Origin of the sequence: Streptomyces liliifuscus, from assembly GCF_016598615.1 — a bacterium.
Taxonomy (GTDB): domain Bacteria; phylum Actinomycetota; class Actinomycetes; order Streptomycetales; family Streptomycetaceae; genus Streptomyces; species Streptomyces liliifuscus.
The window spans coordinates 2,101,001-2,122,205 of the sequence record NZ_CP066831.1 but is presented as its reverse complement, the minus strand read 5'-3'; the positions used below and the strand labels follow the sequence as shown (position 1 = coordinate 2,122,205).

The following is a 21,205-nucleotide window of genomic DNA, read 5'->3' as shown; positions in this document are numbered from 1 at the left end:
CGGCTCAACTCCCTTTCCGTACCGGCTCCTTACGGAGTGTCAGAAGCGCGAACACGCTCACCGCGCATGTCACGGCCGCGTAGTACGCCGGAATGTCCACGCTCCCCGTCCGCTTGATGGTCTCCGTGATGATGAGGCCAGCGCATCCCGAGAACACGGCATTGGACAGGGCGTAGGCGAGTCCCAGGCCCGTGTAGCGGACGCTCGTCGGGAACATCTCCGAGAGCATCGCGGGGCCCGGTCCCGCCATCAGCCCCACGACGGCGCCCGCGACGAACACGGCCCCGCCCTTCACCGCGTTCGAAGTGCCCGTGTTCTGAAGGAGGTTGAGCAGCGGGACCGCGAGGACGGTGACCAGCAGCGCGCCCGTCAGCATCACCGGCCGTCGGCCGATCCGGTCGCTGAGCAGGCCCGCCGGGATGATGGTGACCGCGAAGCCCAGGTTGGCGAGGACGGTGGCGACCAGTGCCTGCTGGAACGTGGCGTTCAGCGAACTCTGCAGATACGAGGGGAGCACGACGAGGAAGGTGTAGCCGGCCGCCGCCCAGCCCATGATGCGGCCCGCGCCCAGCGCGATCGCCTTCGCCACCTCACGCCCCGGCGGCCGCTCCGGCCGGGACTCCTCCCGGAGCGACTCGAACGACGGCGTCTCGTCGAGCCGCAGGCGCAGCCACAGCGCCCCGAGCCCCATCGGCAGCGTCAGCAGGAACGGCAACCGCCAGCCCCAGTCGCCCAGTTGCCCCTCGGTGAGCACGGTCGCGAGGAGCGCCGCCACTCCCGCCCCGCCCAGCAGCCCCAGCGCCACCGTGAACGACTGCCACGACCCGTACAGGCCCCGTCTGCCCGGTGGCGCGAACTCCGTCATCACCGACACCGCGCCTCCGAACTCCCCGCCCGCCGACAACCCCTGAAGAACCCTCAGAAAGGTCAGCAGCCAGGGCGCGAGGGCACCCACCGTGTCGTACGTGGGCAGCACGCCGATCAATGTCGTCGCGACCGTCATGAGGACGATGACCATGATGAGTACGGGACGGCGTCCGACGCGGTCGCCGAGCCGCCCGAACAGCGCGGCGCCGACGGGCCGGAAGAAGAACGCGAGCGCGAAGGACGCGTACGTCTTGACCAGCGCCTCGACCTCGCTGCCGCCCTCCGGCGTGAAGAACCGGGCCGCGATGACCGTCGCGAAGTAGCCGTAGACGCCGAACTCGTACCACTCGATGAAGTTGCCCACCGACCCCGCGACCAGCGCCCTGCGGGAGCGCTCCGGCCGGTCGGTCCGCAGGTCGGAGCCGTGCACCGGAGCGCCCATGCCGTTCCTCCCGCCGCCCTGACGATGTTGGAAAGTTAGTTTCAATTCATGGCTTTTGACTGTCAATAACTTTCACCCCGGCAGGTCGGCGGTGTCGTCCGTCGTCTTCGCGCCGCCGACGTCACCCGTGGCGGCAGCAGGTGTCCCGACCAGGCTCCATCGGGTCTTCCGGAGGGCTAGGCTCAAGGTCTGTACGTCGTTTGGGCGACCTGGGGAGGTAGCGGGATGACGGAGGCACGGCCGGGAACGGCCGCCTCGGCACCCCTCTGGGAGCGCGACGCGGAACTCGCCGCGGTCGCGGAGGCAGTCGACGCGCTGTGCGCGGGTTCGGCCTCGGGCAGCCTGCTGGTCTTCACCGGAGAGGCGGGCATCGGCAAGACCGCGCTGCTCGCCGAGTCGCGCCGGATCGCGGAGACACGCAAATGCACGGTGTGGTCGGCACGCGGCGGCGAGACCATCACGTCCGTTCCCTTCAATGTCGTACGGCAGTTGCTGCAGCCGGCGCTCGTGGCGCTGATGCCCGACGAGGCGCGTGAGTACTTCGGCGACTGGTACGACATCGCGGGTCCCGCCCTCGGTATAGCCGAACCGGGCGACCGCCAGGCCGACCCGCAGGGTGTGTGCGACGGCCTGGTCGCGGCCGTGCGCAGGCTCGCCCGGCGAGAGTGGCCGCTGGTGCTGCTCGTCGACGACGCGCACTGGGCCGACCAGGAGAGCCTGCACTGGCTCGGCGCCTTCGCGGAGCGCCTCGACGACCTGCCCGTCCTCGTCGTGGTCGCCCGCCGCCCAGGGGACGCCACCGGCGAGAGCGCCCGCCACCTCGACACCGTCGGCGCTCTGGCAGGACCGATGCCCTCGCTTCGCGCGCTGACCCCGGACGCCACGGCCGGACTCACCCGCGCCACACTCGGCGCGCACGCCGACGTCCCGTTCTGCCGCGAGGTCTGGGCCGTCACCGGAGGCAACCCGTACGAGACCGTGGAACTCCTCGCCAAGGTCCAGGACAGCGATTTCGAACCGGTCGAGGACTCGGCCTCGGAACTACGCGCGCTGAACCGCTCGGCGCGCGGCCGCGGACTCGTCGACCGGCTCGAAGGGCTCGGCGTGGACGCCACCCGCTTCGCCTGGGCGGCGGCCATCCTCGGCACACAGATCTCCCTGGAACTGGCGGCCGAACTCGCCGGCATGCCGCGGGACGAGGCGGAGCGCTGTGCGGCGCTCCTCGGCGCGGCACGCATCCTCACCGAGGCCGACCGGACGACCGCTCAAGTCGACGACGGTGACCTGGAGTTCGTCCACCCGCTCATCGCCACCGCCGTCTACCGCTCGATCCCGGACGCGCTGCGCACCGCGATGCACGGCGTGGCCGCCTCGGTAGTCACCGCGTCGGGCCTCGGCGCCGCCGCGGCCTCCCGCCACCTCCTCGAAGTACATCCGGACGACGACCCCGAACTCGTCGAGCAGATGCGCGAGGCCGCCCGCGAGCACCTCGCCGTCGGCGCCCCGGACGCGGCCCGCCGCTGTCTGGAGCGCGCCCTGCTGGAACCGCCGCTTCCCGAGGTCCACGCGCGCGTGCTCTACGAGTTGGGCTGCGCCACGCTCCTCACCTCGCCCGCGACGACGATCGGACACCTCCGGGAAGCGCTCACGGTGCACGGCCTGGAGGAGGAACTCCGGGTCGACGCGGTCTGCCGCCTCTCCTCCGCGCTCGTCCACAACGACCAGCTGGAGGAGGCCGTCGCCACGGTCGACGCGGAGGCCGACCGGCTGGAGGCCGGTCCCGCCCGAATGCGCCTGCAGGCCGTGCACTACATGTGGGAGGGCATCCACGCAGGCGAGGAGGACGCGACCGGCCGCTCCCGCCGCCTCGCCGAACTCGTCAGGCCGCTCACAGGGCGCGACAACTCCGAGCGCGCCCTGCTCATCCTGCGCGCCTTCGACGCGATGACCCGCGGGGAGAACGCCGAGGAGGTCGTCGAACTCTGCGACCGCGCCCTCGTCAACGGCCGCCTCGCGCCGGGCCTCGGCTGGACCGACACCGAGTGGAGCTTCGAGCTCCTCATGATGCTCGGCATCTCCTACACGTACGCGGACCGTCTCGACCGCGCCGAGAGCCTCTTCACGGAGGCCCAGCGCAGCTACGAGCACGCCGGATGGAGCGGCGGCCATCTGGCCCTCTCGCACGCCTTCGGCGGATACGTGCTCCGCAGACGGGGCCGCCTCGTGGACGCCGAGGAGTCCCTGCGCGAGGCCCTCCGCCTGGCGGACCGCGTGGGCCACGGGCTGCCCATGCACTGGTCGGCGGCGTGCATGCTCATCGACACGCTGCTCGCCCGCGGCCATGTGGGCGCGGCCGAGGAGATCGCCGAGCGGTACTCCTTCGAACCGCCCCACCCGTCCACGATCGTCCTGCCGGACACCCACTCGATAAGGGGCCGCCTGCTGATCGCCACCGGCCGTGTCGAGGAGGGCGTGAACGAGCTGGAGACCGCGGAGAAGTTGTCCGCGGCCCGCGGCGGCCACAACACGGTGATGGCGCCCTGGGCCGGAGAACTCGCCCGGACCCTCGCCGTCGCCGACCCGCGGCGCGCCGCCGAGGTGGCGGCCGACGCCCGTATGCAGGCCGAACGCTTCGGCACGGACACCGCCATAGGAGAGGCCCTGCGCTGCGCCGCCGCCCTGGAGACCGGCCGGCGCTCGGTCACACTGCTCGCCCAGGCGGTCGCGTACCTGGAGGCGTCTCCCTGCGCCTACGAACACGCGGCGGCCCGCGTCGAATACGGCATCGCGTCCCACTCCGTCACGGAGCTGACCCGCGGTCTGACACTGGCACGGACCTGCGGCGCGGACGGCCTGGTGACCAGGGCCCGGGAGGCACTGGCACTGAACACGGGCCGAGTGCCGCGCCCTCGGTGACCGAGGGGCAAACGGCTCGGTGACCGGTGGCCGGTGGCCGAGGGAGGATGGCCCGGTAGCCGGTAGCCGGTAGCCGGTAGCCGGTAGCCGGTAGCCGGTAGCCGGTAGCCGGTAGCCGGTAGCCGGTAGCCGGTAGCCGAGGGCTGGACGGGCCCAGTGGCCGGTGGTTCAGGGGTGGGCGCCCCGGTAGCTGTGACCGAGGGCAGACGGCGCGGTGACCGGCGTCCAGGTTCAAGGGCCCCGGTCGGCCGACAGTCAGCCGGCCGCCTCGTCCTCCTCCGCGAGCACCCGCTGCGCCACGGCGAACGCCGAGTTGGCCGCCGGGACCCCGCAGTACACGGCGGTCTGCAGCAGCACCGCGCCGATCTCCTCCGGCGTGAGCCCGTTGCGGCGGGCGGCGCGGATGTGCATCGCCAACTCGTCGTAGTGGCCGTGCGCCACCAGGGCGGTCAGCGTGATCATGCTGCGCTCGCGGCGCGCAAGCGTCGGATCGGTCCAGATCTCGCCCCACGCGTACCGCGAGATGAAGTCCTGGAACCGTGCCGTGAACTCCGACTGCCGGGCCTGCGCACGGTCGACGTGTGTGTCGCCGAGCACCTGGCGGCGCACCTCCATGCCCCGCTTGGCACCGCCGTCGAAGTGCGCGCGCAGCGCGGTGAGCACGGCCTCCGGGCACTGGGCGGGCGCGAGGTGAGAGGCCCCCGGGATCTCGACGAGCGCGGCACCGGGCACCGCGTCGGCGATCTCGCGCAGATGCGCGGGCGGTGTCGCGGGATCCTCGCGCCCGGCGACGAGCAGCGTCGGCGCGCCGATCTCCGGCAGCCGCTCCCGCAGGTCGAAGGCCGCTAGCGCGTCACAGCAGGCGGCGTACGAGTCCGGATCCGCCCTGCGATGGTCCTCGACCAGCTCCGGAACGGTGAAACCCGGTGTGAACCAACGCGCGTCGGCGCCCTCCGCAAGCCCGGCCAGCCCCTCGGCGCGCACCAGCGCGGCCCGCTCCTCCCACGGCCTGGAGCCGTTGAAGTGGGCGGAGGAGCAGATCACCGCGAGCCGTTCCACCCGCTCGGGGTGGTGGACGGCGAGATGCAGCCCCACCGCGCCGCCGAGCGAGACACCGGCGTACGAGAAACGGTCGAGGCCGAGCGAATCGGCGAGCGCGAGCACCAGCGCGGCGAGGTCGGCGACGGTCGCGCCGGGGCCGATCAGACCGGCGGGGGAGTGGCCGTGACCCGGCAGGTCCCAGCGCACGACCCGGTGGGTGACGGACAGTTCGGGCGCGACCTTGTCCCACAGGGCCGTCGACGTGCCGAGGGACGGGCCGAGGAGAAGCGGGGGAGCGGTTACGGGACCCTCGGCGCGGTGGTGGAGCAACTTGCCGTCGGACAGGGGCTGCTGTCGGGTGCTCAACTTCGCTCCAGGGCACGGTCGGTGAGGGCTCCGGCGGAGCCGGTGTACTGGGTCGGGTCGGTGAGGGCCACGAGGTCGAGGTCCTTCAACTCGGGCTCCTCGGCGAGGAGCTCGACGAGTGGCCGGTCCTCTGCGGTGGCCCGCCGCGCGGCGCGTGTGAGCAGGTCCTTGGCCCGGGCGCGCCCGAGGACCGGCGCGAGTTCGGCGGAGAGCCGCTCGGAGATGATCAGGCCGTGGGTGAGGTCCAGATGGGCGCGCATCGCGTCCGCGTGGACCCGCAGACCCTCGGCCAGCTCGACCGTGTCACGCGCGGCCCCGCCGACCAGACGCAGCAGGTCGCGCAGGGGCTCCCACTCGGCGTGCCAGGCACCGGCGGGCCGTTCGTCCTCGGCGGCCAGGGATCCGTACAGCGTCGCGGCGAGCTGCGGCGCCCGGCGGGCCGCCGCGGCGACGAGGGTGGCGCGCACCGGGTTCGCCTTGTGCGGCATGGCGGAGGAACCGCCGCCCGTGCCCTCGCTCAGCTCACGGATCTCCGTACGGGCGAGGGTGAGCACGTCGGTGGCCGCCTTGCCGAGGGCGCCCGCGGTGAACGCGAGGGCTCCCGCCAGGTCGGCGACGGGGGTACGCAGGGTGTGCCAGGGCAACACCGGTGCGGCGAGGTTCAGTTCACGGGCGTACGCCTCGACCAGTGCCCCCGTGTCCGGCGTTCCGTACGCGGTGAAGGCCGCCAACGTGCCAGCCGCGCCGCCGAGTTGGGCCGGGAGCCGGTCCCGTACGGCCTGCACGCGGTCCCTCGCGTCCAGCACCAGCGAGCGCCAGCCGGCCGCCTTCAGCCCGAACGTGGTCGGTACGGCGTGCTGGGTGAGGGTGCGCCCCGGCATGACCGTGTCCCGGTGCTCCCGCGCGAGCCGCGCCAGCGCGACCTCCGTACGGGCCAGGTCCGCCAGGATCAGATCCAGTGTCCGGGCGCCGACCAGCATGGTGGCCGTGTCCATGATGTCCTGGCTGGTCGCGCCCCGGTGCACGTAAGGGGCGTGCCCGGCGTCGACGGTCTCGACCGCCGCCGTCAGGTCCGCGACCAGCGGGATCACCGGATTGCCGCCGCCCCGCGCGCGGAGCGCCAGATCGCGGACGTCGAAGCGCGCCGCGTCGGCCGCCGCGGTGACCGTGTCTGCGGCCTCCGCGGGGGCGAGGCCGAGCGAGGCCTGCGCGCGGGTGAGTGCCGCCTCCGCGTCGAGCAGCGCCTGAAGGAAGGCGCGGTCGCCGGTCGCGGACTCGGCGGGCGAGCCCGCACGGCCGGGCGCTAGCAGGCCGACGTCGGAACCGACGGGATCCCCCGAACCGATGGGACCACCGGGGCCGCCGGGACCACCGGGCTCGATGAGATCGCCGGGTCCGACGGGATCGTCAGGGGCGGCAGCTGTCACTGGAACTCCAGGAAGACCGTTTCGCCTTCGCCCTGAAGGCGGATGTCGAAACGGTACGTCCGGTTCGCGCCCTCGGCCGCGATCAGCGTGGCGCGCCGCTCGGCCGGGAGCGAGTCGAGCAGCGGGTCCGCGCCGTCGGCGAGGTACGCGCGGGTGAAGAGGTGGTGCGTCAGACCGCGCGCGAACACGCACACGCTGATGTACGGCAGCCCGGCGTTGCCCGGCGGCAGCGTGTGGAGCGCGTAGTGCCCGTCGGCATCCGTGGGGACCCGTCCGTAGCCCGTGAAGTCGACGCCGTTGCGGCCCACGAACCCGCCCGTCGACGGGTCGCGGCGCATCGAGCCGGGCGCGCCCTTCAGCGAGCCGTCGGGCGCCGCCTGCCAGAAGTCCAGCAGGGCGTCGGGGATCGGCGTGCCCGCGCCGTCGAACACGTACCCGTGCAGGGTGATCGCGTCGGAGTGGCCCTGCGGTGCGACCTCGGCGCCGCCCGGAAAGGGGAGCGCGTGCCCGTAGAACGGGCCGATGGTGTGGGACGGGGTGGGGAGCAGTCGCTCGGCCATGGTCAACGGCCTTCCTCGATCCAGGTGGCGGAGGGACCGTCGAGGACGATGTCCCATGCGTAGCCCATCGAGAACTCGGGCCGCGAGAGGTCGTGGTCGTAGGCGGCGATCAGCCGGTTCCGGGCCGCCTCGTCCGTCACGGACCGCAGGATCGGGTCGTACCGGAACAGCGGGTCGCTCGGGAAGTACATCTGTGTCACGAGCCGCTGGGTGAACGCCGTGCCGAACACCGAGAAGTGGATGTGCGCGGGCCGCCACGCGTTGGTGTGGTTGCCCCACGGGTACGGGCCCGGCTTGATCGTGGTGAACGAGTACCGTCCCTGATCGTCCGTCAGGGTTCGCCCCACACCGGTGAAGTTGGGGTCGTGCGGCGCCGGGTGCTGCTCGCGCAGATGGGCGTACCGCCCGGCGGCGTTGGCCTGCCAGATCTCGACGAGCTGGCCGCGCACGGGACGGCCGTCGCGGTCGAGCAGGCGGCCCGAGACCGTCATGCGCTCGCCTATCGGCTCGCCCCGGTGCTGGAGGGTCAGATCGCTGTCGTGCTCGGTGATGTCGGTGACCCCGAACACCGGCCCCGACAGCTCGACGGCTTCCGGGTCCCCGCCGCTCACGGCGACCAGCGGCTGCTTGGGGTGGCGCAGGAGCGAGCTGCGGTACGGGGCGTAGTCGCGGCGCGGGTGGTGCAGGACCGGGGCGCCGCCCGCGACCGCCTTGTCGTACGCGTCCTGGAGATCCTTGATCTCGGTGTCGATGTCCGACTGGGTGAGAGCCATGAGAGTTCCTAACGCTCCAGTACGAGGGCGAGGCCCTGGCCGACGCCGATGCAGAGGGTGGCGACGCCGACCCCGGTGCCCTTGCGGGCGAGCTGGTGCGCCACGGTCCCGGCGAGCCGGGCGCCGGACGCGCCCAGCGGGTGTCCGAGCGCGATGGCACCGCCCTGCGGATTGAGGATCGCCGGGTCGAACTCGGGCCACTCGGCGACACAGCCCAGGACCTGCGCGGCGAACGCCTCGTTCAGTTCGAGAGTTGACAGATCGTCAAATCCCTTGCCCGCCTTGGCGAGCGCACGGTTGACGGCCTCGACGGGGGCGAGTCCGAAGTAGTGCGGGTCGAGCGCGGAGACGCCGGTCGCGGAGACACGGGCGAGGGGTTCGCGGCCGGTGGCCTTGAGACCTTCCTCGTCGACCAGGAGCAGGGCGGCGGCTCCGTCGTTCAACGGTGACGCATTCCCCGCGGTGACCGTGCCGTTCTCCTTGCGGAACGACGGCTTGAGCTTGGCCATCGCGTCCAGCGACGTCGAGGCCCGTACGCATTCGTCGGCGCCGAAGACCAGCGGGTCGCCCTTGCGCTGGGGGACCGGCACCGGCGCGAGCTCGGCGTCGAACAGGCCGTCCGCCTGGGCCCGGGCCGCCTTGCGGTGGCTGCCGAGCGCGTACTCGTCCTGCTGCTCCCGGCTGATCTTGTGCTTGTCGGCGATGAGTTCGGCGGACTCGCCGAGCGGGATGGTCCACTGCGGATCCATCCGCGGGTTGGTCATCCGCCAGCCGAGGGTGGTCGAGTACAGCTCGGTGTGCCCGGCGGGGAAGGGCTTGTCGTTCTTGGGCAGCACGTAGGGGGCGCGGGTCATCGACTCCACACCGCCCGCCAGGGCGATCGACGCGTCACCGACCGCGATGGCGCGGGCGGCCTGGATGACCGCTTCGAGACCGGAGGCACACAGCCGGTTGACCGTCACGCCGGGTACGGAGGTCGGTAGTCCGGCCAGCAGTCCGGCCATGCGGGCCACGTTGCGGTTCTCCTCGCCGGCGCCGTTGGCGTTGCCGAAGTAGACGTCCTCGATCCGGGAGGGGTCCAACTCCGGGGTACGGGCGAGGAGTTCACGGATGGCGTGGGCGGCGAGATCGTCCGGGCGCACGGATGCCAGGGACCCGCTGTACTTGCCGAACGGCGTGCGGACCGCGTCGACGATGTAGACGTCCTTCACGACTGGATCTCCTCGGTGAGCTCGCCAGTGAGCTCGTCGGCGATACGGACCTTCGCGGCGGTCTTCGCCACGACCTCCTCGACGGTGACACCGGGCGCGGTCTCGACGAGCACGAGCCCCTCGTCGGTGACGTCCAGGACGCCGAGGTTGGTGATGACCCGGTTGACGCACGCCTTGCCGGTCAGCGGCAGCGCGCACTCCTGAAGGATCTTCGGCGAGCCGTCCTTGGCGGTGTGCGTCATCACCACGATGACCGTACGGGCGCCGTGCACGAGGTCCATCGCCCCGCCGATCCCGGTGATCATCTTGCCGGGGATCGCCCAGTTGGCCAGGTCCCCGCCCGCTGACACCTGCATGGCGCCCAGCACGGCGACGTCGATGTGCCCGCCGCGGATCATCCCGAAGGAGAGCGACGAGTCGAAGAAGGAGGCCCCGGGCAGGACCGTGACGGTCTCCTTGCCCGCGTTGATCAGGTCCGGGTCGACCTGGTCCTCGGTCGGATACGGGCCGGTGCCCAGGATCCCGTTCTCGGACTCCAGGATCACCTCGACGCCCGGCGGGAGGTAGTTGGGGATCAGCGTCGGCAGACCGATGCCGAGGTTCACGTACTGGCCGTCCCGAAGCTCGCGCGCGGCGCGGGCGGCCATCTCTTCCCTGCTCCAGGCCATCACGCACTCACCGTTCCCTCTGTGGCGGGCGCCGAGACCGTCCGCTTCTCGATCAGCTTGGCGTTCGCCTGTTCGGGCGTGAGCGCGAGGACCCGCTGCACGAAGATGCCCGGCAGATGCACGGCGTCCGGGTCGATCTCACCGGGTTCCACCAGCTCCTCCACCTCGGCGATCGTCAGCCGCCCGGCCATCGCCGCCAGCGGGTTGAAGTTCCGCGACGACTTGTTGAAGACGAGGTTCCCGTGCCGGTCGCCCTTCGCGGCCCGTACGAGCGCGAAGTCGGTGCGGATCCCGTGCTCCAGCACGTACTCCGTACCGTCGAACTCCCGTACCTCCTTCGGCGGCGAGGCGAGCGCGACCCCGCCGTTGCCGTCGTAGCGCCAGGGCAGTCCGCCGTCGGCGACCTGCGTGCCGACCCCGGCCGGGGTGTAGAACGCGGGGATCCCGGCCCCGCCGGCCCGCAGCCGCTCGGCCAGCGTGCCCTGCGGGATCATCTCGACCTCCAGCTCACCGGCCAGATACTGCCGTGCGAACTCCTTGTTCGCACCGATGTAGGAGCCGGTCACCCGGGCGATCCGCCCCGCCGCCAGCAGCACCGCCAGGCCGGACTCCATCGCCCCGCAGTTGTTCGAGACCACGCCCAGACCGGCGACTCCGCGCTCGTACAGCGCCTCGATCAGCACGTTCGGCACACCGCTGAGCCCGAAACCGCCGACCGCCAGGGTCGCGCCGTCGGGCACATCGGCCACTGCCTCGGCGGCTGTGGCGACCACCTTGTCCATCTGCGAAGCCTCATCTCTGCCGAGCGTCAGCGGCCCGATTAGTCAGGGCACTGAGTATTTATTCGAGGTTTCAAACACGCTGCCATTCGAACCCCCGACCGTCAAGACCTCCAGGGAACCGGCAGCTCAGAGTCTCGGCGTACGGCGGGACAAGGAGAGCGGTCGGCCGGTATCGTTCAGTGCACCAACGAACAAGGAGGGCACATGGCCGCGGTGGATCTCTCCGCCCACCCCGGGCACCTGGCCCGGCGGCTGCAGCAGGCGCACTATCTGCTCTGGAACACGATGGTCTCCGAGGAGATCACCTCACCCCAGTTCGCGGTCCTGAACGCGCTCGTCGCCGAACCGGGGCTCGATCAGCGCTCGGTGGGGGAGCGGGTCGGGCTCGACCGGTCCACCATCGCCGAGGTCATCAGCCGGCTCGGGCGGCGCGGACTCCTTGACAAGGTCCGCGACCCGCAGGACGGGCGGCGCTTCCTGCTCCGCCTCACCGACGAGGGCGTGCGCGTCCACCGGAAGCTGACGGTACGGACGGCGCGGATGAACCAGGTCTTCCTGGCGCCGCTCTCCGGTGAGGAGCAGACCGTCTTCTTCGATCTGCTCCAGCGGGTGTCGGACGCGGCGGAGGGACTGCGAAACCCCGGCGCCCCGGTGGCGCCCCTCGTCACACAGCGCTGAGGCTCAGGCCTTCGCGAACACCACCCAGACCTGGCCCTCCGCGAAGTTCAGGGGGCTGCCGTCAGTCGTCGTGAACTCCGTGCCGTCCTCGGCCGCCGGGCGCTTCCAGCCGGCGTCGAAGACCTTGCCGTCGCGCAGGACCTTCGCCGTGCCCGAACCCACCGTGGTCGTGTACGGCGTGTTGTTGCCCAGAAAGTCGCGGAACGTGGACTTCCGGACGTTCACGTACTGCACGACGACCGTCGAGGCCGCCACCCGCTTGCCGTCGGTCGTGACCGTCGGACTGCCGTCCATCGACACCAGCCAGCGCTGCCGGTCCTGCGCCCAGTCGAAGGTGAAACGGGCCGCCGGGAAGCGGACCGTACGCGTGTTCTCGGCCTTGCCGCCCGCGGGAGCCGCCCCGTACCGGAACCCCGTCGTCAGCGCGTCCGCCCCGGGCGCGGACTTCAGGAGCCGGTCCGGACGCAGGTAGAGGTTGTGCGGCAAGGGCTTGTCCGACCTCCGGTAGTACGCGTTCCCGTCGTCCTCCGGGGTCGCCGCGCGCAGCGGCGCCTTGTCGATCAGCGGCATCAGCTTGCCCTGCGCGCCCGAGAAGGCCAGCGTCGGCTCGTTGAACTGGCGCAGCAGCTCCAGATCGGACTCGCGGGCGCTGCGTACCGGGCCGATGGTCTTCGGCAGCTTGGTCGCGTACACCGCCATCAACCGGCTGAGACCGCCCTCCACCTGCTCCGCGTACACGATGTCCGCGGCGTCCAGGCCTGTCTGCGGCCGGGCGGCGGAGACGTTGTCGATCTTCACGGCGAGCGGCGAGGGGGCGCGGGGTGTCGAGCTCTCCGGGCTGCCGCTGTCCGTGCTGTCGGGGACGTCTCCGCGCCCGTCGTCGAGCCGACCGCCTGCTGTCGTACAGCCCGACGCCAGGGCGGCGGCCACCGTGGCAGCCAGCAGCGCCGCCGTCATCGTGCGGCGCCGCCTGCGCGCCATGCGTCCCATGCCCACCGTTGCCACCAATTCTCGTATTGATGATTGTGTGCTTATAAGTTCATTGATGGCCTTACCCGCTCGGTTCTGATTGCGCGCGTCGATCGGCCGATCAGCCCAAGTTGATGACCGATCGATACCTGCCGAGGTGCCCGGCGGTGACCGTCCGAGTACCCATGTGCGCCCTGTCCACTGCCGTCCGGTCGGCGCCGGTCAGTCCCGCGGCCCCAGGATGTCCGCCAGGTCGTAGCCCACCGGCTCCTCCAGCTGGGCATAGGTGCAGCTCTCGGGCGTACGGTCCGGCCGCCAGCGGCGGAAACGGGCCGTGTGCCGGAAGCGCTCACCGTTCTCCATGTGCTCGTACGCCACCTCGCACACCAGCTCCGGCCGCAGCGGCAGCCAGGAGAGGTCCTTCTTGCCCGTCCACCGGCTGGGCGCGCCCGGCATCCGCGCCGACTCGTGCGCCGCGTCCTGCGTCCACGCCGCCCAGGGATGCCCGGCGGCCGACTCCATCCGCAGCGGCTCCAGCTCCGTGATCAGTTCCTCACGCCGCTTCATCGTGAACGCCGCGCACACCCCCACGTGCTGCAACGCGCCATGGGCGTCGTACAGCCCGAGCAGCAGCGAACCGACGACCGGCCCGCTCTTGTGGAGCCGGTAGCCGGCGACGACGACATCCGCCGTGCGCTCGTGCTTGATCTTGTACATCAGGCGCTCGTCCCGCCGGTAGGGCAGCGTGAGCGGCTTGGCGACCACCCCGTCTAGGCCCGCGCCCTCGTACTGCTCGAACCACCGCTGCGCCACCTCGATGTCCGTCGTCGCCGGTGCCACATGGACCGGAGCCGTGACGCCGGACAGTGCCGCCACCAGCAGCGCCCGCCGGTCGCTCAGCGGAACGTCCAGCAGCGACTCGTCGGCGAGCGCGAGCAGGTCGAACGCCACGAACGACGCCGGATTCCGCTCGGAGAGCGTCTTCACCCGGGAGGCCGCCGGATGGATGCGCTCGGTCAGCGCGTCGAAGTCGAGCCGCCCCTCGCGCGCGATCACGATCTCGCCGTCGACCACACAGCGCTCCGGCAACCGCTCCCGCAGCGCCTCCACCAGCTCGGGAAAGTACCTGACCAGCGACTTCGTGCTACGGCTGCCGATCTCGATCTCATCCCCGTCCCGGAACACGATCGCCCGGAACCCGTCCCACTTCGCCTCGTAGTGCATGTCCGGCGGAATCCGCACCACGGACTTGGCAAGCATGGGTTTCACGGGCGGCATCACCGGCAGATCCATGTTCCGATTCTGCGCGGATCGGAGAAGATTCGCCCGGTGTAGGCGCGTGCACCCTGATATGCGAGGTGCGCGCCGTGCGCCTACCGTGGCTCGCATGGGAGACGCTGTGGAGCTGGAGGCGGCGGGGCGGAAGGTGCGGCTGTCCAGTCCGGACAAGATCTTCTTTCCGGAGCGCGGGTTCACCAAGCGGGACCTCGCCGAGTACTACATCGCCGTCGGCCCCGGCATCCTGCGCGCGTTGCGGAACCGGCCCACGACCCTGGAGCGCTACCCGGACGGGGTGACCGGCGAGTCGTTCTTCCAGAAGCGGGCGCCGAAGAACATGCCCGACTGGATCCCCACCGCGCACATCACCTTCCCGAGCGGACGCAGCGCCGACGAGATGTGTCCCACCGAGGTCGCCGCGGTGCTGTGGGCCGCCCAGTACGGCACGCTGACCTTCCATCCCTGGCCCGTACGCCGTGATGACGTCGACAGCCCCGATGAACTGCGCATCGACCTCGATCCTCAGCCGGGCACCGACTACCACGACGCCGTCCGCGCCGCCCATGAACTGCGCGAGGTGCTCCACGAGTACGGGGATCTGCGTGGCTTTCCCAAGACATCCGGAGGCCGCGGTCTGCACGTCTTCGTGCCGATCGAGCCTCGCTGGACCTTCACCCAGGTCCGCCGGGCCGCGATCGCCGTCGGACGTGAGCTGGAGCGGCGGATGCCGGAGCAGGTGACCACGGCCTGGTGGAAGGAGGAGCGGGGCGAGAAGATCTTCGTCGACTACAACCAGACGGCCCGTGACCGCACGATCGCCTCCGCCTACTCCGTACGCCCCCGCCCGCACGCCCCGGTGTCGGCGCCCCTCACCTGGGACGAGGTCCCCGACGCCGTTCCCCGTGACTTCGATCTCGCGACCATGCCCGCGCGCTTCGCCCAACTCGGCGATGTGCACGCGGACATGGACGAGCACGCCTACTCCCTCGAAGCCCTGCTCGAACTCGCCAGCCGTGACGAACACGACCACGGCCTGGGCGATCTGCCGTACCCGCCCGAGTACCCGAAGATGCCGGGCGAACCGAAGCGGGTACAGCCGAGCAGGGCCAAGAAGGAGAACGGCCCTACAGCTCCTTGATCCGGATGTCCCGGTACGAGACGACATCCGTCGTGCCGTGCACCTGCAGTCCGAGATAGCCGGAGGCGAACCGTCGCCCGTCCGTGCCCGGGTCGTCCGAGCGCGGCGGGGTGAAGTCCTGGCCACCGGTGTTGTCGAACTCGTTGATCAGCACACCGTTGCGGTAGATCGAGTAGTGCTGGTCCACCACACGGATCTCGTAGTCGTTCCAGGTGCCCTTCTGGGTGACGCCGGCACCGGCCAGACCCACCCGGTCGAAGCCGTAGACCGAACCGCTCTTGTACATGTCGCCGGTGGGACTGTCGAACGCCTGGATCTCGTGCCCGTACTTGATGGCGACCCACTCGGGCCGTGACTCCTCGGGGTGGTTGTGAACCCCGGGGAACCGCACGAACACACCGGAGTTGGCGTTGCCCGTGCCCGGCGCGTCGTCACGCCACTGGAGCTTCAGCGAGAAGTCCCCGTACTTGCGCTCGGGGAACCACAGCATGCCGAGCCCGGCCTTCGACGTGCCCGAGGTGATGGTCCCGTCGGCGTTCAGGCCGAACGAGCCGCCGCCCACGTGCTGCCACTTGGCGAACGACGCCGGCGTACCGTCGAGGATCGTCCGGTAGCCCTCGGTCTGGCCGGGCTTGCCGATGCCCGACTGCTTGGCCGCCCTGTTGATCAGGTTGTACTCGCGCTGGACGACGACACCTTCCTTGAGGAGGGCGTCCAGGACCGTCGTCACGTGCTTGAGGAACAGCGCGTGGGACGTCCACTCCTTCTCGTCCTCGATCAACTCGTTGATACGGCAACGACTGTTGGTGATCCGGTTCGGCACGCCCGAGTCGATCGTCCCAACGATGACCGTCAACCGCTCGTCGTACTCCGCACAGTTGGGCGCCGGTACACCGCCGCCCGGGGCGACCGTGAAGCTCACGGTCCGGGCGTCCGAGGTGTTGCCCGCCTTGTCACGCGCGCGGTACGCCACGGTGTGCGCGCCCACGCGGTCGACCACCACGGGGGCGGTGTAGGCGAGATACGGTCCGCCGTCGAGGGAGTACTGGATCGCCTCGACACCCGAACCGTGCGCGTCCGTCGCGGTCACCGTCACCTTGGCGCTGTTGATGTACGCACCGGACGAGTTCTTCGTGCCGTCGACGTTCACACCGGTCACCGGGGGAGTCTTGTCCTCCTCGGGCGGCGCCACGACGGTGAACGAGACGGACTTCTCGGCCGCCGCGTTGCCCGCCTTGTCCGTGGCCCGGAAGCGCACCTTGTGGGTGCCCACCTCATGGACCATGACCGGAGCGGTGTACGGCTGCCAGGCTCCCGCGTCACCGAGCGCGTACTCGATGGTGTTGACGCCGGAACCGGTGTCGGAGGCCGTCACCGTGACGGTCGCCATGGAGAGGTACTCCCCTTGCGGGTTCTGCTCACCGGTCACGGACGCCGACGTCTCCGGGGGAGTGGTGTCGTCCGTCGGCTTGGCCACCACCGTGAACGACTCCGACTTCTCGGCGGCCATGTTCCCGGCCTTGTCGAGCGCCCGGTAGCGGATCTTGTGGGCGCCGACCTGATCGACCACCACCGGCGTGGTGTACGGCTGCCAGGCACCCGCGTCACCGATCGCGTACTCGATCCGCTCCACACCCGAACCGGCGTCCGTCGCGCTGAGCGTCACGGTCGCCGAACCGACGTACGCGCCGTCCGCGTTCTGCGTACCGCTGACGTCCGCCGCGGTCTGAGGTGCCGTGGTGTCCTCGCCGGTGCCCTCGGTGACCACGAGGATGCCCTGCATCTGGCCGTGGCCGGGGATGGTGCAGAAGTAGCGGTACCGGCCGGGAGTGAGTGTCACCTCGGCCGTGTACTTGCCTCCCTGGTCGTCGTTCGGGCTGGCCAGGATGTTCAGCGGTACGTCGTTCTGGTACTCCGGGTCGGACACGTCGAACGTCAACGTGTGCGGCATACCGGTGGTGTTGCCGGTCGCCTTGCTGTTCTCGAAGACGATCGTCGTGGGGCCCGCGACCGCCGTGGTGGGCGCGGACGCGTACTTGGTGATGTCGTCGCCGGCGGTCCACGTGAGTGTCTGCGCGGCCGCCGCCGCGCCGGCCGGAGCGCCGTCGGTCTGGCCGGACGCAGAGGTCGAGGCGAGCCCGAGCACCATCAGCAGCGACGCCACAAGCGCCGTCCACAGCCGTCCAGTTCTTCGCCTTCGCATGTCCGTCACGCTTGTCACTGCGCCTCCCTGGCCAACTGATCGGCGGCAGGCGTGGGGCCACCGCCCTTGTACGTCACCTGCCACAGCGCGGACTTGGGGTCCGACGTGAAGAAGCCGCGCCCGTAGTCGAGGACGTACAGCGTGCCGTCGGGGCCGAACTTCCAGTCCATGAGGTTCTTGATGCCGTCGTTGCCGATGGGGATGATCTTCTTCAGCGACTCGGCGTGCACCGGAATGCCGCCCTGTCCGGCCGTCTTGGGATCGAGCAGCACCGCGTGCCGCGGCTGGTCGGCGTCGTAGAAGTCGCCGACGAACCACTTGCCGTCCCAGTACGAGGGCCACTTCGCGTCACTCGCGGTCGTGGCGTCGTACCGGTAGACCGGCCCGTCCATGGCCGCCTGGCCGCCGCCCTTCAGCCACGGCAGCAGGAACTTCTGGTCCTCCACCTTGTACGACGGGATGCCGTTGGCGTCCCGCGGGTAGTCCGGGCCGCCGCCCTGGGGCGAGTACCAGATGGTGTTGGAGGTGACCGGGGGAAGGTTGACGAGGCCGTCGTTGTTGGGCGACTCGTTCTTCGGCGCGTCGCAGTTGTACCAGCCGAGCGGCTGGTTGGGATCGGGCAGGTTGCGGTCCCGGTAGGGCTGCTTGTTGCCCATGCAGTACGGCCAGCCGTGGTTGCCCGGCTTGGTGATCGCGGCGAACGTGTCGTACTTCGCCGGCCCCCAGGTCGTCGACGGCGCCGAGGCGTCCGGGCCGACCCAGCCCGCGTACAGGGTGTCGGTCTTCTTGTCGATCGAGATGCGCGCCGGGTTCCTGACACCCATCACATAGATCTCACCGCGCGTCTTGCCGCCGCCCTCGGCGGTCTCCTTGCCCGTGAAGAGGTTCCCCTCGGGCAGGGTGTACGTGCCGTCCTGCTCCGGGTGGATGCGCAGGATCTTGCCGTTGAGGTTGTTGGTGTTGCCCGCGGTGCGGCGCGCGTCCGCGAAGGAGACGCCCTTGTAGTTCGGCTGCGGGTTGTTGCCCGAGTAACCGCCGCTGAAGCCACTGGAGTTGTTGTCGCCGGTCGCGATGTAGAGGTTGCCCTTCGAGTCCCACGCCATACCGCCGCCCGAGTGGCAGCAGCTGTGGATCTGCACCGGCCACTTCAGCAGGACCTTCTCGCTGGTCATGTCCAGCTTGCCCGTGGTCGAGCTGAGGGTGAAGCGGGAGACGTAGCGCTCGGCCATCCGGGTGTCGCGGTTGATCCGGGAGTGGGGTGTGTAGTGCAGGTACACCCAGCCGTTTTCCTCGAACCGCGGGTCCAACTCGATTCCCAGCAGGCCCTCTTCGACCTTGATGAGCTCGTCGCCGCCGCCCTTGTTGCCGAAGACGGTGAGCGCGCCGGCCTGCGTGACCTTCTTGGTCTTCGGGTCGTAGACGTGGATCTCGCCCTTGCCCTTGCCGATGTCCGGGTTGTTCCAGTCCGTCACGACGGGCTGCGAGGAGTCGGCGCCGCCCCGGCCGATGTAGAACACGCGGCCGTCGGGCGCGGTGACCAGGCCGTGCGGCTCGCCGATCTGGTCGTTCTGGCCCGGCTGGTTGGGCTGGGTCAGGCGCTCAGCCTTGTAGTTGGCGTTGATCGTGGCCTTGCAGTCGGCCTGCGCGATACGGGTCGTCCAGTTCAGGGCCCCGCGCAGATGGGCGCGGAAGTCCGTCTCGTCGTACGAGGAGACCGTGCCGCCCATGCCGGTGTAGAAGGAGCGGCCGCCGTCGTAGTCGCGGCACCACGACACCGGGTGGTCGGCGCCGTTCTTGCTGTCGCCCGGCTGGTACGTCGACTCGCGGACGCGGGCCACGGTGTGCACGTCGCCGGACGGGTTCTTGACCCAGTTCAGCCACTGGTCGGGGCGCTTCCACTGGAGCGGGAGGTCCTTGGTGGCCGGGTGCTGGCGGTCACCGACCTCAACGGTCGCGCGCTGTACGGCGGTTGGACTGCCGGCCGCCGGACGGGCGCCGACGAGTCCTGTGAACCAGTCCGAAAAGGGCTCGGCCCGGGCCGCGTCATGGACGCCGAGGAATCCGCCGCCCGCCTCCATATATGCCTCGAGACCGGACTCCTGCTCCGGTTCGAGGATGTCTCCGCCGCCGGTCAGGAAGACGACGGCGTTGAAGCGGCTGAGCTTCGTGTCGTTGGTGAAGACCGAGGCGTCGTCCGTGGCCGTCACGCTGAACCGCTGGGCCGCAGGACCCGTCAGACCGATGTCCTCGATCGCCTCGATCCCGGCGTTGACGACGGGCGACTCCTCGCCGTTCGCCGCGGATCCGTGGAAGATCAGCACACGTACGTTGGCGCCGCCTGGCGGCGACTTGATCGACATCGTTGTCAGCGCCGGGTCGGGCGCCTGGCGCGCGCTCGCGGCCGGCCCCGAGAGGACGCCCGCGGTGACGACTCCCGCGGCCAGTGCGGCCGCCCAGCCTCTCCGTCTACCTCTGCTCAACCCTCGTACGGTCAAGGGCTTTTGATGCGGTGTGAACCGCATGTGGTCACCCACCCCTCTGCTTCCTTTAGGGCTCACTCGCGTCACAGCAACAGCGCCATGGAAGCTAGACCTTTTCGTGGAACTCGCCAATAGGTATGACCGGGATCGCACGAACTTTGTCCTGGGTGTGGATAAACGGGCGCGATGCCACTACCGTCTCCCGGGTTCGTCTCTGTCACTCGGTCCTTCAATTCCGTCAATTCCGTTGATTCCGCACCAAGTTGGGGGAGTTCGGCATGGGCACCACGGACGACATGGACAGACGCGGCCTCAGCCGGCGGATGGTGCTGGGCGGGGCTGCGGTGGCCACGGTCGCGACATCGTTGTCGCTCGTGGCGGCGCAGGACGCGACCTCCGCGGACAGTCCGGTCCGGACCGCGCCCGCGGGCGGCGAGGTGAAGCACCTCAAGCTCTACATCGAGAAGTTGGCCGACGGATCGATGGGCTACGGCTTCGAGAAGGGCAAGGCCTCGATCCCTGGCCCGCTCATCGAGTTCAACGAGGGCGACACCGCCCACATCGAGGTCGAGAACACGATGGACGTGGCGGCGAGTCTGCACGTCCACGGCGTGGACTACGAGATTTCCAGCGACGGCACGAAGCTGAGCAGGTCCCAGGTCGAGCCGGGCGACACCCGTACGTACACCTGGCGTACCCATGCCCCGGGCCGCCGCAAGGACGGCACCTGGCGGGCGGGCAGCGCCGGTTACTGGCACTACCACGACCACGTCGTCGGCACGGAACACGGTACGGTCGGCCTCCGTAAGGGCCTCTACGGTCCTGTGATCGTCCGCCGCAAGGGAGACATCCTCCCCGACAAGACGCACACGATCGTCTTCAACGACATGACGATCAACAACAAGCCCGGCCACCAGAGCCCCAACTTCGAGGCCACGGTGGGCGATCGCGTCGAGTTCGTGATGATCACGCACGGCGAGTACTACCACACGTTCCATGTGCACGGTCACCGCTGGGCGGACAACCGCACCGGGCTGCTGACCGGCCCCGACGACCCGAGCCAGGTCATCGACAACAAGATCGTGGGCCCCGCCGACTCGTTCGGTTTCCAGGTGATCGCGGGGGAGGGTGTCGGAGCCGGGGCGTGGATGTACCACTGCCATGTCCAGAGTCATTCCGACATGGGGATGGCGGGCCTGTTCCTGGTGAAGAAGACGGACGGCACGATCCCGGGGTACGAGCCGCACGAGCCGCACGAGCACTGACAGCCCCGCTGGGGGCTGATTGGTGTCTGCGGGTTCGGTGTGAGCCGGTCGCGCAGTTCCTCGCGCCCCGCTGGGGCGCCGGCAAGGCGGTTCTTCAGGGGCACACATTCGACCATTCGAACAGGGAGCGCTCTCAATGGT

The 21,205-nt window shown here is 70.2% G+C and carries 16 protein-coding genes; 4 read left to right on the top strand and 12 right to left on the bottom strand.

Annotated elements, in window-relative coordinates:
• Nucleotides 1-4: 4 nt before the first annotated feature.
• Nucleotides 5-1,309 carry an MFS transporter gene (locus JEQ17_RS09065; protein ID WP_200394742.1) on the bottom strand — a complete coding sequence of 435 codons (1,305 nt, stop codon included), beginning with the start codon at nucleotides 1,307-1,309 and terminating at the stop codon, nucleotides 5-7.
• 225 nt (nucleotides 1,310-1,534) lie between these two features.
• On the opposite strand from JEQ17_RS09065, the gene JEQ17_RS09060 reads away from it, so the two are divergent.
• On the top strand, nucleotides 1,535-4,225 hold the full coding sequence (locus JEQ17_RS09060; protein WP_200394741.1) for an ATP-binding protein: 2,691 nt from the start codon (nucleotides 1,535-1,537) through the stop codon (nucleotides 4,223-4,225).
• 255 nt (nucleotides 4,226-4,480) lie between these two features.
• Here the strand turns inward: JEQ17_RS09060 and pcaDC are convergent, their stop codons facing one another.
• The 7 genes from pcaDC to JEQ17_RS09025 form a co-directional block, all read right to left on the bottom strand.
• Nucleotides 4,481-5,632 (bottom strand): bifunctional 3-oxoadipate enol-lactonase/4-carboxymuconolactone decarboxylase PcaDC, encoded by a 1,152-nt coding sequence (gene pcaDC, locus JEQ17_RS09055; protein ID WP_407700042.1) that lies wholly within the window; start codon nucleotides 5,630-5,632, stop codon nucleotides 4,481-4,483.
• Nucleotides 5,629-6,978 carry a 3-carboxy-cis,cis-muconate cycloisomerase gene (gene pcaB / locus JEQ17_RS09050; RefSeq protein ID WP_200401393.1) on the bottom strand — a complete coding sequence of 450 codons (1,350 nt, stop codon included), beginning with the start codon at nucleotides 6,976-6,978 and terminating at the stop codon, nucleotides 5,629-5,631. Before pcaB ends, pcaDC begins: the two co-directional genes overlap by 4 nt.
• A gap of 77 nt (nucleotides 6,979-7,055) precedes the next feature.
• Nucleotides 7,056-7,619: a protocatechuate 3,4-dioxygenase subunit alpha gene (gene pcaG, locus JEQ17_RS09045; protein ID WP_200394740.1), complete on the bottom strand. Its 564-nt coding sequence runs from the start codon at nucleotides 7,617-7,619 to the stop codon at nucleotides 7,056-7,058.
• Between the two features lie 2 nt (nucleotides 7,620-7,621).
• Complete coding sequence (gene pcaH, locus JEQ17_RS09040) at nucleotides 7,622-8,392, bottom strand: protocatechuate 3,4-dioxygenase subunit beta (protein WP_200394739.1); 771 nt, start codon at nucleotides 8,390-8,392, stop codon at nucleotides 7,622-7,624.
• Between the two features lie 8 nt (nucleotides 8,393-8,400).
• Nucleotides 8,401-9,603 (bottom strand): thiolase family protein, encoded by a 1,203-nt coding sequence (locus JEQ17_RS09035; RefSeq protein WP_200394738.1) that lies wholly within the window; start codon nucleotides 9,601-9,603, stop codon nucleotides 8,401-8,403.
• Nucleotides 9,600-10,271, bottom strand: a complete 672-nt coding sequence (locus tag JEQ17_RS09030) for a CoA transferase subunit B (protein WP_200394737.1) — start codon at nucleotides 10,269-10,271, stop codon at nucleotides 9,600-9,602. Before JEQ17_RS09030 ends, JEQ17_RS09035 begins: the two co-directional genes overlap by 4 nt.
• Nucleotides 10,271-11,053 carry a CoA transferase subunit A gene (locus JEQ17_RS09025; protein WP_200394736.1) on the bottom strand — a complete coding sequence of 261 codons (783 nt, stop codon included), beginning with the start codon at nucleotides 11,051-11,053 and terminating at the stop codon, nucleotides 10,271-10,273. Before JEQ17_RS09025 ends, JEQ17_RS09030 begins: the two co-directional genes overlap by 1 nt.
• A 204-nt stretch (nucleotides 11,054-11,257) precedes the next feature.
• Between JEQ17_RS09025 and JEQ17_RS09020 the strand changes: the two genes are divergently transcribed.
• Complete coding sequence (locus JEQ17_RS09020; protein WP_200394735.1) at nucleotides 11,258-11,731, top strand: MarR family winged helix-turn-helix transcriptional regulator; 474 nt, start codon at nucleotides 11,258-11,260, stop codon at nucleotides 11,729-11,731.
• A 3-nt stretch (nucleotides 11,732-11,734) separates the two neighbouring features.
• Here the strand turns inward: JEQ17_RS09020 and JEQ17_RS09015 are convergent, their stop codons facing one another.
• Nucleotides 11,735-12,721, bottom strand: coding sequence for a DUF3048 domain-containing protein (locus JEQ17_RS09015; RefSeq protein ID WP_200394734.1), 987 nt, complete (start codon nucleotides 12,719-12,721; stop codon nucleotides 11,735-11,737).
• Between the two features lie 201 nt (nucleotides 12,722-12,922).
• Entirely contained in the window at nucleotides 12,923-13,993 is a 1,071-nt protein-coding gene (locus JEQ17_RS09010) for an ATP-dependent DNA ligase (RefSeq protein ID WP_200394733.1), read from the bottom strand.
• 94 nt (nucleotides 13,994-14,087) lie between these two features.
• On the opposite strand from JEQ17_RS09010, the gene ligD reads away from it, so the two are divergent.
• Nucleotides 14,088-15,116, top strand: coding sequence for a non-homologous end-joining DNA ligase (ligD, locus tag JEQ17_RS09005; RefSeq protein WP_200394732.1), 1,029 nt, complete (start codon nucleotides 14,088-14,090; stop codon nucleotides 15,114-15,116).
• On the opposite strand, the gene JEQ17_RS09000 is transcribed toward ligD, so the two are convergent.
• Both JEQ17_RS09000 and JEQ17_RS08995 read right to left on the bottom strand, forming a co-directional pair.
• Nucleotides 15,103-17,319 carry an OmpL47-type beta-barrel domain-containing protein gene (locus tag JEQ17_RS09000; RefSeq protein ID WP_200394731.1) on the bottom strand — a complete coding sequence of 739 codons (2,217 nt, stop codon included), beginning with the start codon at nucleotides 17,317-17,319 and terminating at the stop codon, nucleotides 15,103-15,105. The genes ligD and JEQ17_RS09000 overlap by 14 nt on opposite strands.
• Nucleotides 17,320-17,333: 14 nt before the next feature.
• On the bottom strand, nucleotides 17,334-19,841 hold the full coding sequence (locus JEQ17_RS08995; protein WP_200401392.1) for a ThuA domain-containing protein: 2,508 nt from the start codon (nucleotides 19,839-19,841) through the stop codon (nucleotides 17,334-17,336).
• A gap of 254 nt (nucleotides 19,842-20,095) precedes the next feature.
• On the opposite strand from JEQ17_RS08995, the gene JEQ17_RS08990 reads away from it, so the two are divergent.
• Nucleotides 20,096-21,064: a multicopper oxidase domain-containing protein gene (locus JEQ17_RS08990; protein ID WP_200401391.1), complete on the top strand. Its 969-nt coding sequence runs from the start codon at nucleotides 20,096-20,098 to the stop codon at nucleotides 21,062-21,064.
• Nucleotides 21,065-21,205: the final 141 nt, after the last annotated feature.

Bases quoted from the DNA above. Each gene is read 5' to 3' on its own strand.
- JEQ17_RS09030 (WP_200394737.1), bottom strand. From the start codon at position 10,271: ATGGCCTGGAGCAGGGAAGAGATGGCCGCCCGCGCCGCGCGCGAGCTT.
- JEQ17_RS08990 (WP_200401391.1), top strand. From the start codon at position 20,096: ATGGACAGACGCGGCCTCAGCCGGCGGATGGTGCTGGGCGGGGCTGCG.
- JEQ17_RS09010 (WP_200394733.1), bottom strand. From the start codon at position 13,993: ATGGATCTGCCGGTGATGCCGCCCGTGAAACCCATGCTTGCCAAGTCC.
- JEQ17_RS09020 (WP_200394735.1), top strand. From the start codon at position 11,258: ATGGCCGCGGTGGATCTCTCCGCCCACCCCGGGCACCTGGCCCGGCGG.
- JEQ17_RS08995 (WP_200401392.1), bottom strand. From the start codon at position 19,841: ATGCGGTTCACACCGCATCAAAAGCCCTTGACCGTACGAGGGTTGAGC.
- JEQ17_RS09000 (WP_200394731.1), bottom strand. From the start codon at position 17,319: ATGCGAAGGCGAAGAACTGGACGGCTGTGGACGGCGCTTGTGGCGTCG.
- ligD (WP_200394732.1), top strand. From the start codon at position 14,088: ATGGGAGACGCTGTGGAGCTGGAGGCGGCGGGGCGGAAGGTGCGGCTG.
- JEQ17_RS09065 (WP_200394742.1), bottom strand. From the start codon at position 1,309: ATGGGCGCTCCGGTGCACGGCTCCGACCTGCGGACCGACCGGCCGGAG.
- pcaH (WP_200394739.1), bottom strand. From the start codon at position 8,392: ATGGCTCTCACCCAGTCGGACATCGACACCGAGATCAAGGATCTCCAG.
- JEQ17_RS09025 (WP_200394736.1), bottom strand. From the start codon at position 11,053: ATGGACAAGGTGGTCGCCACAGCCGCCGAGGCAGTGGCCGATGTGCCC.
- JEQ17_RS09015 (WP_200394734.1), bottom strand. From the start codon at position 12,721: ATGGGACGCATGGCGCGCAGGCGGCGCCGCACGATGACGGCGGCGCTG.
- pcaG (WP_200394740.1), bottom strand. From the start codon at position 7,619: ATGGCCGAGCGACTGCTCCCCACCCCGTCCCACACCATCGGCCCGTTC.
- JEQ17_RS09060 (WP_200394741.1), top strand. From the start codon at position 1,535: ATGACGGAGGCACGGCCGGGAACGGCCGCCTCGGCACCCCTCTGGGAG.